The organism is Corynebacterium sp. Z-1, assembly GCF_031844665.1.
Classification (GTDB): Bacteria; Actinomycetota; Actinomycetes; order Mycobacteriales; family Mycobacteriaceae; genus Corynebacterium; species Corynebacterium sanguinis.
This window is the reverse complement of the sequence record NZ_CP134621.1, coordinates 502,558-515,666: the sequence shown is the minus strand read 5'-3', so window position 1 is coordinate 515,666 and position 13,109 is coordinate 502,558. Positions and strand designations below refer to the sequence as shown.

Genomic DNA, 13,109 nt, shown 5'->3' with positions numbered 1-13,109 from the left:
GATCACATTAGGTTTTGTGTATTTACGCGGATCCTACTGGCAGTTGTCACTCGTTGCCCAGCGCAACCCCAATACCGATGATCAGGGCTGGGGTCAGCAGCGCGGCGATGAGTGCCCACGTGGACGGGCGCGCGAAATTCAACGTGGCCCCCATCGCGTGGTCCACAATCATGCGCTCGTCGTCACGGTTGAAATAAAACATGCCGGCGTAGACGTGCCTATCGCTGGTGCCGGCGGCGTCGACGGCGCGCCGATAAGCGGCTCGCGTGCCAATAACGAAAGCGACAATCACAAGCAGGATCAGCGCGATGATGGCGGGCGTCGATACGCTCGCCCCGAGAAGATCGGCCGTCATCCCGCCGTAGAGCAGAGCCGTGAGCGCGACCATGAGCTTGCCGACGAGCGGCAGCATTTCATTGGTAAGAGCGCGAGCGTGGTTGACTTCGGCAACCGACCGGCGCGGCGGCGATTCGTGAGTGTGCTTCGCCTGGTGGTGGATCAGCAGAAATACCGCGGGCGTGAGCAGGGCAAGCGGGAGCGCGGCGGCAAACCTGCCCGCCACAGCGTTGGCTGGCTCTGGATCGGGGATGGTGTCCCACAAAGTAATAAGGACAACCGCGGCTAGCACGATGACGCCGAGCTGCGCCGCGATCCAGACAACCGGCACGGGCTTGAGCTCGATCAGTTCATCATCATCGCGCTGGGCCATATAGGTGAAACTAGCAAAGGCCGCACCCAGTGACTTGGAGTGCGGCCTTCGTTCTGTGAGCGGTTCACGAACCTAGGTCAACCACCTAAGTTTCAAAGCTGCTACCGAGGTCAAAAATCAAAAGTCCCGAATTTTCCCGCAACAAAACCCCTGGTAGAAAATCAACGCGAAAGCCCATTTGATCGCCTTCCAACAACCCGAAATGTTGCGATCCGAGCGTAAACCCATGTCAAGTGTGCCCACGCATACATGCCTTCAAATTAACTTCGTCGACTTTTTGCCATCAAAAGCCCCAAAAACCTAAGAACCAGAAAGGCCCTCCTGCGTACTTCAATACAACCGCAGGAGGGCAACACTTCGTTATGTGCGTGGTGGGGTGCTCATGAGCGGGCGACCAAGATCGCGTTCCAAACGTCGCTTCTGTTTCTTGATCGACGATGGACGAGGCATCTTTGCCACGTGGCTGTCCTGAATCGCGAGGTTGGTGGCCGCAATCCACAAAGCGATAATCACACTGATCATCGGTTCTCGACGCGGAGACCATTTCAAATGCTCTCGCCCCGACAAATGCTGCGACTTCATGATCGAAAAACGCTGCTCGGTTAGACTCCGCGCGGCTTCATAATAAATCGCATGTTCCCATGACCCCGGTACCATCCCCCATTGCGCGAGCTTCCATTGCTCAGACGAGTACGTGCGCCGGATCTGGGATTTCGAACAACACCGGTACCGATCAGCTGACCATGTCGGTTTCACCTCCGGCTGATCAAACGCAATGATCGGACCTGACCCCCTGGTGGTGGACACGCTGAAACCAGCATCTCGCTGGGGAAGTGAGGTACCTTTCCACCATGCCACGCAAGACCTACACCGAGCGGTTCAAGCGTGACGCAGTGTCGTTGTACGAGTCGACTCCCGGAGCAACGATCAACGCGATCGCCTCCGATCTCGGGGTCAACCGCAACTCGCTGCGCAGCTGGCTCGATGCCTTCGGCACCGGCACCAAAACCAATGCCAACGGTGAGAAAGTCGCCAGCCCCATCGCCGCGTCGGACTCCGCTACCGCTGCCTTAGGACTGTCGGACGCCGAGCGCATCCGCGTACTGGAACGCGAAAACGCCAAACTCCGCGAGGAACGAGAAATCCTTCGTAAGGCGGCCAAGTATTTCGCTTAAAGAGACGAACTGGTGAACCGCTTCCGGTTCGTTGACGACCATCGAGACCTCTACGAGGTCAAGCGGTTATGCCAGGTCCTGAAAATCAATCGGTCCTCGTACTACGCCTGGAAATCAGCTGCCCCTGCCCGCCGGCAACGCCTCGTCGATGACGCGGTGCTGGGAGCGCAGATCAAGACCACCTCCAACGCCGAGAACGGCTGCTACGGCGCGAAACGAGTGACTGCGGCGATCAACTCCGATCCCGTCAACGACCGGGGCAAGGGCGGCCGTCTCAATCACAAGCGCACCGCCCGGCTGATGCGGCAGATGGGCCTTTTTGGTTTCACCAGGAAACGCCGGGTGAAAACGACGACGTCGAGTAAACGGGCCCCGAGGTTTCCGGACCTGCTGCAACGCCGGTTCACTGCGGACAGGCCGAACGCGGTCTACGTCGGCGACATCACGTACCTGCCGATCGCGGACGGGTCGAATATGTACCTGGCCACGGTTATCGACTGCTATTCGCGGCAGTTGACGGGGTTTGCGATCGCTGATCACATGCGCACCGAGTTGGTTGAAGAAGCCCTGACGATGGCCCGGAAGGTTCGCGGGAGCCTAGACGGGGCGATCTTCCACTCGGATCACGGCAGTGTTTATACCTCTGATCAGTACCGGAAACTATGCGTGCGCTTCGGTGTCACCCAGTCGATGGGCGCGATCGGGACGAGTGCGGACAACTCGTTGGCGGAGTCGTTCAACGCCTCGTTGAAGCGGGAAGTCCTGCAGGATGAGTCTGTTTTCGCTAGTCAGTTGGCCTGCCGCCGGGATGTGTTTCGGTGGTGCACGCGGTACAACACCAAACGATTGCATTCATGGTGCGGTTACCGCTCACCGAACGCCTTCGAAGCCGCCGGGTTAGCTACACTTACTATCGCATCGTGATTAAATCCCCGTGTCCACTTTCCGGGGTTCGGGCCCGAGAGTCTTGCCGTGTGCCTGAGCTTTGGGTGAGTCAGCACGATCTCTCGCTGTCGCTCCGCGGATAGCCCCAATTCCTGCAAGATATTTAGGATTACAACCGCGGTTGTTACCTCGACGATTGCGCCCAGCTCATCGATGGAATGGTTCAGTGTCCTTCCCTCGTGCGCGAGGTCATTGCGGGCCTGCGTCGTTGTCTTCGCCCAATAGTCGGCATCAGGAACAAGCTGATTGATCGCTTCTTGATCAGGTCGCTCGGCGAGGGCACGGAGCCGGTCCCGGAGAGTCGGATCATTGCGGATAGCCGCTTTGAACCTAGCTCGGTGTTCCTCGGGGACCTGCATAAGCATCGCGTCACGCATGATCGTGAACTCATTCTGGGGGAACGGCTTCTCGTCGATACAAAGGTTGCGATGCAGCACCTCGGCGGCACCTACTGCTGTAAAGAGATTGTTTTCAACAAAACTCGCGGGTGCATATCGCAAACCCAAGATCATGTTCGTCGCTGCTTGCAAGCGGCCATGAGCCTCGCGCCAACGGGGTAATACCTCTTCAAACGGGAATGAGTCGCAGGTGAAAAACACTCGGTGGTGATCGACGGACATCGTGTCATGCTTGCCTAGTGCGATGGGCGAGTAAAGCACATTCGCACGTCGACCAGACAAAGTCTTTCCGTCGGACAGCTGTGACTCGGACCCTGCAAGCTCCAGCTGGAGCCAGATCACTCCGGCTGCGCGATGCGTTGCCAGAGAGATTAAGTCCTGAACGAGACTCGCCTCGTGCAGTGCATTGCTCAGCGAGAACGGTTCGGCGGGCACGATACGGATCGAGATGGTGTCCCTCATGCGTCCAACAGTTTCTCCCTTGCGCTGGTCGAAGTACGGGAGCGTGTGCGTGTGTACAAGGCGATACTCGGTGCCGTTTACTAGGACGGACTGCGTCTCGACTGGCTTCACCGAAATACGGACCTGACCCCTTGGCGGTGGACACGCTGAAACCAGCATCTCGCTGGGAAAGTGAGGTACCTTTCCACCATGCCACGCAAGACCTACACCGAGCAGTTCAAGCGTGACGCAGTGTCGTTGTACGAGTCGACCCCCGGAGCCACGATCAACGCGATCGCCTCCGATCTCGGGGTCAACCGCAACTCCCTGCGCACCTGGCTCGACGCCTTCGGCACCGGCACCAAAACTAACGCCAACGGTGAAAAAGTCGCCAGCCCGATCGCCGCAGCCAACAGCGAACGCTCCCCGGTTGAAGGACTCTCCGATGCCGAGCGGATCCGCGTGTTGGAACGCGAGAACGTCAAGCTCCGGGAGGAACGAGAGATCCTGCGCAAGGCGGCCAAATATTTCGCGGAAGAGACGAACTGGTGAACCGCTTTCAGTTCGTTGATGACCACCGAGACTTCTACGAGGTCAAGCGGTTATGTGAGGTCCTGAAGGTCAACCGGTCCTCGTATTACAAATGGAAATCTGCTGCTCCTGCCCGCCGGCGACGCCTCGTCGCTGACGCGGCGCTGGGAGCGAGGATCAAGGCCGTGTTCAAGGCCGAGAACGGCTGTTACGGGGCGAAACGTGTAACTGCGACCATCAACGCCGATCCCGCCAACGACCGGGGCAAGGGCGGCCGTCTCAATCACAAGCGCACCGCCCGGCTGATGCGGCAGATGGGCCTTTTCGGCTACACCAGGAAACGCCGGGTGAAGACCACCGTGTCCGCGAAACGTGCGCCTAAATTCCCTGACCTTCTGAAACGCCGGTTCACCGCGGAGAAACCGAACAAGGTCTACGTCGGCGATATCACGTACCTGCCGATCGCGGACGGGTCGAATATGTACCTGGCCACGGTCATCGACTGCTATTCGCGGCAGTTGACCGGTTTCGCGATCGCCGACCACATGCGCACCGAGTTGGTCGAAGAAGCCCTCACGATGGCTCACGGGGTCCGAGGTAGCCTTGACGGGGCGATTTTTCACTCGGATCACGGCAGTGTCTATACCTCTGAGCAGTACCGGAGGTTATGTGAGCGGTTCGGTGTCACCCAGTCGATGGGTACGATCGGGACGAGCGCGGACAACTCGTTGGCGGAGTCGTTCAACGCCTCGTTGAAGCGGGAAGTCCTGAAGGACGAGCCTGTTTTCGCCAGTCAGCTGGTGTGTCGCCGGGACGTGTTCCAGTGGTGCATCCGGTACAACACCCAACGGTTGCACTCGTGGTGTGGCTACCGCTCGCCGAACGCCTTTGAAGCCGCCGAATCAGCTACACTTACTATCGCATCTTGATTAAATCCCCGTGTCCACTTTCCAGGGGTCGGGCCCTACTTCCGGTCCCGTCGATCTTGCCCTGGGAGGTGCCGAAGGATCTTTCGAACACTGAAGATGCCGCCCAAAGGCCTAGATCCTCGACTGAAACCTCTACCCCAGCAAATTGTGGGTCGTCTTCGCTCCGAACATGCGCACCGATGATGGCGACCTTCGAGGTGACGGTCTGCTTGGCTGGACTCTTCACCCGAGCCCCGATTGTCCTTTTACTGCTGTTCGGAATGCAGCCGAGAAGGGTAATTTCGCGCTGCTCGGCTACGCCGTGGATCACTTCCCAAGTCCTGGTGCCCTCGTGGTACGCCGTCACACCTGGCGAGGGATTCGATGTAACTCGATCCTCGAACGCCCCGATCAGCGACAGCGAAAGACCACCGTTGGCATCGTACCGGAGGAAACCTGGGACCTTCTCGTCAGGAATCTCTGGAAGCCACCAAAGACCAGCCCATTCGCCGGTCCTGTCGAGATATAGGGGATCGTCGGCCATCGTGCTCCTCTGCGACACTTATTTACAATTTTCTGCTGAATGTTAGTTCTAAAAATCTAGACTCCACCGTGTTTCGCGACAAACGAATATCGCGATAGTAGTTGCCACCCTCTTCGAGTCCCGTGCGACTGTAGTGCACAGATTTGAACCAACTATCTGTGAACAGTCATATTTCACCCAGCTATTCATCAGCAACAAATCACACTATGCGCACCCATGTATTTTTCGTACAGTACATCCCAGCTACTGGCTAATTGGCTTTCGTTTCCTATTCACCTTGATGGGCGAAGTATTAGGATCGTACGAGCTGACGGTACCGTGCTGCTTCAGGCACTCCAGGAGAGCACGGTCTGCAGGGGTGTCCGCGATGTATAGGGGTTTGTGCCCCGGGGTAGTCAACCGCGGATAGTCGTCTGGTAGTTTCTGGAGGATCGCGAAGAGATCATCCCGCATAATAACGTCAAGATATGGTTCAAGGAGGGGCACCACAAACTCGACATTAACGCCATCCTCCGCCATTTTCTGAACGACAGCAATCGGGATGGTGTGTCCGATTTGTAAAGCGAGTAGAGCCAGTTCCTTCAGGCCTTTAGACCCTGCAAAAGGGGCATACGTTTCCGATTGCTCAACGATTTTTCGTTTGATTGCGTCACCAATTGTGTCGCTTGTGAGAAGTTCCTCCACATCAGACTGAACCAAAGCCAGAGTCATGTAATCGGAGAATTTCTTTGACTCGCGAATATACGCTTCCCGTGTTAACCAATCGGTTGTTGCAAGACACTTATATGATTCGGCGGTGTCTTCAATGATTTCGTTTTTGAGTAGCAACGCGAACAGGTCGCCCTCCTCGATATCAATATCCTCGACTTCGAGGTAGTTCTCCAGTCCCAAGCTCGCAACAAGCTTCACGCGCGATGATGCAGGCAGTTGATTCTTTGACTCAAGGAGCGCGATCGCCAGCATTATCTTTTCCTCATCGTCAGCTGACGCGACTTCGATGATCCTACCTGTTGTACGCAGCAGCGAAGCGATATGCTCATCGACACTATAAGTGGCAATGTAGCGATTCACATTATTGAATGTTTCAGGGAATCGCTCGTGTACAGCCAACGCCGGCCACCCTCCTTCGGCTACTGTGCCCAAATCAGCGACCTGGCACTCTTGTGCAGCGTGACGAATCACGTCTTCCAGGCGAGGCGTTGATTGTTCGAGTAGGTCCTCAAGCACAGCGATGAAGTGCTCACGAGAATCAATCGTGGCGGAAAAGTCTCTGACCACGTTCAGATAGGAATCTAATTTTTCGAGGACATACTCATAAACCGTCTTGTTTGTCACTCGAATCACATCGAGGGCAACAGTTTCATCATTGTCGATTGCTAAGATCAAGTTCTCATGGGTGATTTCATACAGGCTTCGTGAAACAAACGATGCACGAGCATTCGCGCCGAGGGGCGTCAAGGAAGGAAGCACAATGCCTGCGTCAGCGAAGAGCGTTGCTGCGCGTTCAGCTTGGTCTGACGAGGTTGCAGTGGAGGTGAGTACAGGCAGTTCCGCGTAGCGTGTCCGCAAAAAGTCGATGACTTTCGCATCAGTGTGTTGCACTGGCGAAATGAGATTAGCAAGCACAGTATCTACTAGCGCCAGTTGCAATGTTTCATCGAGCTCCACTTTATTCACGAGGGAGGGTGTCCGATTCTTTGTGTGCGGGGGCTTGGTTTACAAGTAGTCCGCGAATCGGTCGGGGTATGCCACGGCTAGTTGGTTGATGGCTTGTTTCCACCCGGTGGCTTTCGCTCCTTCAATATAGCCGCTGCATTCGATGGCGCGCTTCGCTTTCTTCGCTCGCTGGGCAGCGCGCTTGTCCTCGATGTTGCAGATCATCAGCCACAGCGTTTTCAGCGCCGCAGTATCGTTCGGGAACTGGCCGCGGTTGCGGGTGGCTTTCCGCAGCTCAGCATTCAGCGATTCGATCGAATTCGTGGTGTAGAGTACCCGCCGTGCCGCAGGCGGGAACTGCAAAAACGGCACAAACCGGTCCCAGGCGTCGCGCCAGACTTTGACCGATTGCGGATACTTCCGTCCCAGCTCGGACGCCTCGAACGCGTCCAGGGCGGCGCGGGCGGTGTCCTCATTCGGCGCGGTGTAGACCTCCCGCAACGCGCTGGATACGGGTTTGCGGTCTTGGTAAGACACCCACCTATTTGCCGCCCGGATCAGATGCACGATGCAGGTCTGCACCATGGAATTCGGCCAGGTTGCCTCCACGGCGTCCGGCAGGCCTTTGAGCCCGTCGCAACAGACGATGAACACGTCTTGGACCCCACGGTTGGCAAGGTCAGCGCACACGGATGCCCAAAAACTGGCGCCTTCATTGTCTGCGATCCACAATCCCAGGATGTGCTTGATGCCGTCCATGTCGACGCCTACCGCCATGTAGCAAGACTTGTTGACCACGCGGTGGCCATCGCGGATTTTTACGCGTAGCGCGTCGAGGAAGATCACCGGGTAGAACTCGTCCAACTGGCGGTTCTGCCACAGCATCACCTCATCAAGCACCGCGTCAGTAATCGTGCTGATGGTATCCGGGCTCATGTCCACCCCGAGGGTGGTGGCGAGGTGGTGCTGAATATCGCGCACGGTCATCCCACCGGCGTACAGCGAGATGATCATGTCGTCGAGCTCGGTCAAACGGCGCGACCCCTTCGGCACCATCTGCGGGGTGAACGTGCCGGCACGATCCCTGGGCATGGTGACCTCTAGTCGGCCGTAGCCGGAATCGACGGTCTTGGTGTACGACCCGTTGCGGTGATTGCTCTCCTGTGCGGTTTCCAACCGGGCTTTCGCCTTACGGTCGGCATGGCCGTAGCCCAAATGTGCATCCATCTCCGCCTGCAGACCGGCGTTGATCGATGCCTGCAACAGGCCTTTGACCAGATCGCTTGCATCATCTGCAGAGGTCGACAGTTCGCTGATCAAGCTGGCGAGCTCAGGATTTTCCATCAGCTTCTCGCTGATCTCATTGACCCTTGCCGGGTCGTGGCCTTTCTTCGGTGACACCTTAGTCATTATCGGTGAAACTCCTTCTAGATCAGAGCCTCACACACAAACTTCCTGACACCCTCTCACGAGACAACTAAGTGATTGCGATGACATCGAACTATACCGCTCCACGAAATGTAAGCGTTGCTCACCAGCAGGCAGATACGCCTGTAGGAATTGCAGCTGACTTTCCCCTAGCTCAACCAACGAGCGAATCATGATGTCGGCTGCCTCAACATCGCTAGCGAGGAGGCAATCAAGTATCGCAATGTTGTACAGCGCAGGCTCCTGTAACGCGTCCCTTCCGCATTCCCGTACAACCGCGTCGACGTCCTCGGAACCGAGTTTAAAGTGCGCATCCGTCACATCTCGTTCGACATGGTGGATGATGAAATTCGTCGCTGTTGGACTGACTCGGTCTCCGTGGAAGGTGGATGTATATAGCGTGAAGTTTCGATTGATGTAACCGGCTCGAACCAGCTGGTAGGCCAAGCTTGACTTAAGAAGCTCCCTTGCCACATCCTCAAACGACCGCTCCACCATCACGATAGCCGCGGACGAATCTTTATTAGCAGTAGTGTCGAGTTCGTGGAAAGCAACGAGAAACTCCGGCCGCTTGATCAGATCACCCATGTCCGCACCGCGCAAGAAGACAATCGCCTCCTCAGTCTCTCGAATCTGCTCCGACAAGGATTCAAGGTCGCCCTCATCCCAACTGTCTGGGTCGAGCGAATCCCCGAGAACATCAGAAAGACTAGACCGGGAAAACACAAGCTGTGATCCCCCTGACATTGACTGGCGCAGTTCCGGATCCCCGTCCGCTGTGACAAACAACGTCCAAAACTCCACGGTTTTTAGTTCAGCATCGGACTTTGAGACTCCATCAATTGACAACGACACCCCGTTCTGTCGTCGTGTTCCCATTGCTGCCGCCCAAGCTGCGGTGCGTTCGAGGTGTGCAAGCAACATCTCACCAAGGCGAGCACTACGCGATTCCGCACTACTCTTGCGCGCAAATCCCTGACGAAACTCACGACGTTCGCGCTCAAGCCGCTTAATGTTGTCAGTCACCAGATCACGACTCACTTTGTACAGCATGTCCAAGGCACTTGTGCCAAGTCGTATCCTTTCAAAATCCGTCAGGTGCGTGCTCTTGTAGAGCATCATGGCAAACAAGTCAGTCTCGCTCAGCGAAAGCTCTTGACCATCGCCGGAGAAGATCCGGTCACGAAAAACAATGAATTCGTTGCAGACATTCTTGAGCAGTCTCATGTCCGGGACATACTGCGTCGCTAAATCAAGCAACTGCGGATCCACTTGATGTTCAATCTCACCAAGCAATTTGACGGCCAGATTGCGGGCGCTGCGATGAGTAATGAACGGAACCACCGGAATGACGAGATCGAAGAACTTTGTGCGGTTCGCGCGGACCATCTCATCACGCACTGGGTCATCGACTGCATTGGGTTTGACGTTGCTACCTTCTGCTTCCAGGCCGATGCGGTCGAAAATGCTGTCCTTAATCGCGTAGATGAAACGTATTGGTTTCTCGATTTGTGGCGAGGCATTGAGCAACGTGTTGAGCGCACGGAGAGTCTCGAAGATGTGAGGGTCGTCGAACCGATCGATGTCCTCAAAGATGACGATGTCTCGTTTTGATACCTCGAAGAAGTATACGATCTCGTCAAGATACTGATCGAAGTACGACACTGAGTTGTCATCGAGCATGACAGTTGCGGGCCCGGCCGAGAACTGCTTGATACGGAGCTTCCCATAAAGTAGTCGGCGCACAGAAAAGGTAACAATAGCCGCAATCGCCCAAATGAATAAATGGATCCAGAAGCCACAGTCACCCAAAGGCTTGAACTCGGCAGCAAGCTTCGCTGACCAGCCTTTGAGCAGGAAGACGAGCGCAACAATAAGTCCGAACAGTACGGCGTTCCAGCCTTCCCTGCTCCTTCGGAATCGTTCGATCCGCTTGAATCGGGATCCCCGAGTTTTACTTGGATCCTCGCGATAGAGGAGTTGCTTGACAATCTCCTGCTGGATGCGGTTAGTGGGTGTTGTCGCCTGGATCGGTACTGACTCATCGAGTTTAGAGACTTCAATGGGAGCGAGCGTCGAGAGCGACAGTTCGACAACACGACTGTCTTGCTTCCGTGCGAGTTCCTTCAGGATGCTACTCTTTCCGACACCGTAGTTACCGGATAGCGCTATGTTACGGACCTGACCTTTGTTCAGCGCAGATTCAAGCGCAGCCACATATTTGCCATGCTCGTCAGGCAGGAACTCAGGGGTGAGCGGGATAAGTTTCCACCCGCTGCTCGTTGAAGTGCGCCCACTTTGAACCATAGCTAATTATCCCATATCCCCTCGGCGATGAAAGGCAGGGATACCGTGACCTGCTCCATTACGAAGCAGTATGCCCTCTCAATCATCGCAATAGCCAAATGGACACTATTAGAACACCAGTCGCGCTGACGAATCAGCCTGGCAATCTGGAGGTGCGGTGGGGCCCGAACCCCGGAAAGTGGACACGGGGATTTAATCACGATGCGATAGTAAGTGTAGCTAACCCGGCGGCTTCGAAGGCGTTCGGTGAGCGGTAACCGCACCATGAATGCAATCGTTTGGTGTTGTACCGCGTGCACCACCGAAACACATCCCGGCGGCAGGCCAACTGACTAGCGAAAACAGACTCATCCTGCAGGACTTCCCGCTTCAACGAGGCGTTGAACGACTCCGCCAACGAGTTGTCCGCACTCGTCCCGATCGCGCCCATCGACTGGGTGACACCGAAGCGCACGCATAGTTTCCGGTACTGATCAGAGGTATAAACACTGCCGTGATCCGAGTGGAAGATCGCCCCGTCTAGGCTCCCGCGAACCTTCCGGGCCATCGTCAGGGCTTCTTCAACCAACTCGGTGCGCATGTGATCAGCGATCGCAAACCCCGTCAACTGCCGCGAATAGCAGTCGATAACCGTGGCCAGGTACATATTCGACCCGTCCGCGATCGGCAGGTACGTGATGTCGCCGACGTAGACCGCGTTCGGCCTGTCCGCAGTGAACCGGCGTTGCAGCAGGTCCGGAAACCTCGGGGCCCGTTTACTCGACGTCGTCGTTTTCACCCGGCGTTTCCTGGTGAAACCAAAAAGGCCCATCTGCCGCATCAGCCGGGCGGTGCGCTTGTGATTGAGACGGCCGCCCTTGCCCCGGTCGTTGACGGGATCGGAGTTGATCGCCGCAGTCACTCGTTTCGCGCCGTAGCAGCCGTTCTCGGCGTTGGAGGTGGTCTTGATCTGCGCTCCCAGCACCGCGTCATCGACGAGGCGTTGCCGGCGGGCAGGGGCAGCTGATTTCCAGGCGTAGTAAGAGGACCGATTGATTTTCAGGACCTGGCATAACCGCTTGACCTCGTAGAGGTCTCGATGGTCGTCAACGAACCGGAAGCGGTTCACCAGTTCGTCTCTTTAAGCGAAATATTTAGCCGCCTTACGAAGGATTTCTCGTTCCTCGCGGAGTTTGGCGTTTTCGCGTTCCAGTACGCGGATGCGCTCGGCGTCCGACAGTCCTGAGGCAGCGGTGGCGGAGTCCGACGCGGCGATGGGGCTGGCGACTTTCTCACCGTTGGCATTGGTTTTGGTGCCGGTGCCGAAGGCATCGAGCCAGCTGCGCAGCGAGTTGCGGTTGACCCCGAGATCGGAAGCGATCGCGTTGATCGTTGCTCCGGGAGTCGACTCGTACAACGAGACTGCGTCACGCTTGAACAGCTCGGTGTAGGTCTTGCGTGGCATGGTGGAAAGGTACCTCACTTCCCCAGCGACATGCTGGTTTCAGCGTGTCCACCACCAGGGGGTCAGGTCCCTGCCTATTCTTTCTGCGTGGGTGGTTTAGCGATCCAGTGCTTCTCGGCGGATTTTTACTTGCTTTTCTTCAAGTTTTATGTACTTCGGGAATCACTCGGGTCTGGGTGCGCTGCACTGTCCGGCACCGAAAATCTCTGTGGCCTGAGCGGAGTGTGCAGCCGTTTCGAGCAGACCTCGACAGCAGGTTGATGTACTGGCACCACATTTACCAATGAGAACGGACACGAACAGGCTTAAGGGACATTTCGCCTAATAGCCCCACGACTCCGCCCATAGTGGGACTTGCATCCGCAATCCCCACACCATCACTCCGATACACTGGCGAACACGAAAACAAAGAAAACCGGAGGTCACACCCTCTTTCGAGTTTGTGACCTCCGGTGCTTGCAGTTCGAGAACCGCACTCTGTGCCCGGGGGGGGACTTGAACCCCCACGTTCTTGCGAACACTGGCACCTGAAGCCAGCGCGTCTGCCAATTCCGCCACCCGGGCGGGCGACTGATTTAATATATCACCCGCCTCTATACAAACTCCAAATGCCGTGCTTACGC

At 56.4% G+C, this 13,109-nt stretch carries 7 protein-coding genes, 1 tRNA gene and 2 pseudogenes; 2 read left to right on the top strand and 8 right to left on the bottom strand.

The window, feature by feature from the left end; all coding sequences use genetic code 11:
* Positions 1 to 46 precede the first annotated feature (46 nt).
* Positions 47 to 709: a hypothetical protein gene (locus RIU96_RS02435; protein WP_144779755.1), complete on the bottom strand. Its 663-nt coding sequence runs from the start codon at positions 707 to 709 to the stop codon at positions 47 to 49.
* Positions 710 to 1,560: 851 nt separating this feature from the next.
* On the opposite strand from RIU96_RS02435, the pseudogene RIU96_RS02430 reads away from it, so the two are divergent.
* Positions 1,561 to 2,808, top strand: a pseudogene (locus tag RIU96_RS02430) (IS3 family transposase).
* Here RIU96_RS02430 and RIU96_RS02425 read toward each other — a convergent pair.
* Positions 2,748 to 3,848 (bottom strand): HEPN domain-containing protein, encoded by a 1,101-nt coding sequence (locus tag RIU96_RS02425; protein ID WP_311205092.1) that lies wholly within the window; start codon positions 3,846 to 3,848, stop codon positions 2,748 to 2,750. The pseudogene RIU96_RS02430 and the gene RIU96_RS02425 sit on opposite strands and share 61 nt — an antisense overlap.
* Before the next feature lie 30 nt (positions 3,849 to 3,878).
* Between RIU96_RS02425 and RIU96_RS02420 the strand changes: the two genes are divergently transcribed.
* A protein-coding gene (locus RIU96_RS02420) for an IS3 family transposase (RefSeq protein ID WP_136652982.1) occupies positions 3,879 to 5,128 on the top strand; the annotation gives its coding sequence in 2 pieces (ribosomal slippage) (positions 3,879 to 4,206 and positions 4,206 to 5,128; 1,251 coding nt in all).
* Here the strand turns inward: RIU96_RS02420 and RIU96_RS02415 are convergent.
* The 6 genes and pseudogenes from RIU96_RS02415 to RIU96_RS02390 all read right to left on the bottom strand — a co-directional run bounded on the left by RIU96_RS02415 (position 5,115) and on the right by RIU96_RS02390 (position 13,050).
* Positions 5,115 to 5,651: an ApeA N-terminal domain 1-containing protein gene (locus tag RIU96_RS02415; protein ID WP_311205091.1), complete on the bottom strand. Its 537-nt coding sequence runs from the start codon at positions 5,649 to 5,651 to the stop codon at positions 5,115 to 5,117. The two genes, RIU96_RS02420 and RIU96_RS02415, sit on opposite strands and share 14 nt — an antisense overlap.
* Before the next feature lie 243 nt (positions 5,652 to 5,894).
* The gene (locus tag RIU96_RS02410; RefSeq protein WP_311205090.1) at positions 5,895 to 7,328 is read right to left on the bottom strand and encodes a hypothetical protein; all 1,434 of its coding nucleotides are present in this window, start codon (positions 7,326 to 7,328) and stop codon (positions 5,895 to 5,897) included.
* A 39-nt stretch (positions 7,329 to 7,367) separates the two neighbouring features.
* Positions 7,368 to 8,717 (bottom strand): IS256 family transposase, encoded by a 1,350-nt coding sequence (locus tag RIU96_RS02405; RefSeq protein ID WP_144317273.1) that lies wholly within the window; start codon positions 8,715 to 8,717, stop codon positions 7,368 to 7,370.
* Between the two features lie 30 nt (positions 8,718 to 8,747).
* A complete protein-coding gene (locus tag RIU96_RS02400) occupies positions 8,748 to 10,952 on the bottom strand; it encodes a YobI family P-loop NTPase (protein WP_311205089.1) in 2,205 nt (734 codons plus the stop codon).
* 286 nt (positions 10,953 to 11,238) lie between these two features.
* Positions 11,239 to 12,486 (bottom strand): annotated as a pseudogene (locus RIU96_RS02395) (IS3 family transposase).
* Positions 12,487 to 12,966: 480 nt separating this feature from the next.
* Positions 12,967 to 13,050 (bottom strand) — tRNA-Leu (locus RIU96_RS02390).
* Between the last annotated feature and the right edge of the window lie 59 nt (positions 13,051 to 13,109).

Bases quoted from the DNA above. Each gene is read 5' to 3' on its own strand.
- RIU96_RS02435 (WP_144779755.1), bottom strand. From the start codon at position 709: ATGGCCCAGCGCGATGATGATGAACTGATCGAGCTCAAGCCCGTGCCG.
- RIU96_RS02425 (WP_311205092.1), bottom strand. From the start codon at position 3,848: ATGCTGGTTTCAGCGTGTCCACCGCCAAGGGGTCAGGTCCGTATTTCG.
- RIU96_RS02415 (WP_311205091.1), bottom strand. From the start codon at position 5,651: ATGGCCGACGATCCCCTATATCTCGACAGGACCGGCGAATGGGCTGGT.
- RIU96_RS02405 (WP_144317273.1), bottom strand. From the start codon at position 8,717: ATGACTAAGGTGTCACCGAAGAAAGGCCACGACCCGGCAAGGGTCAAT.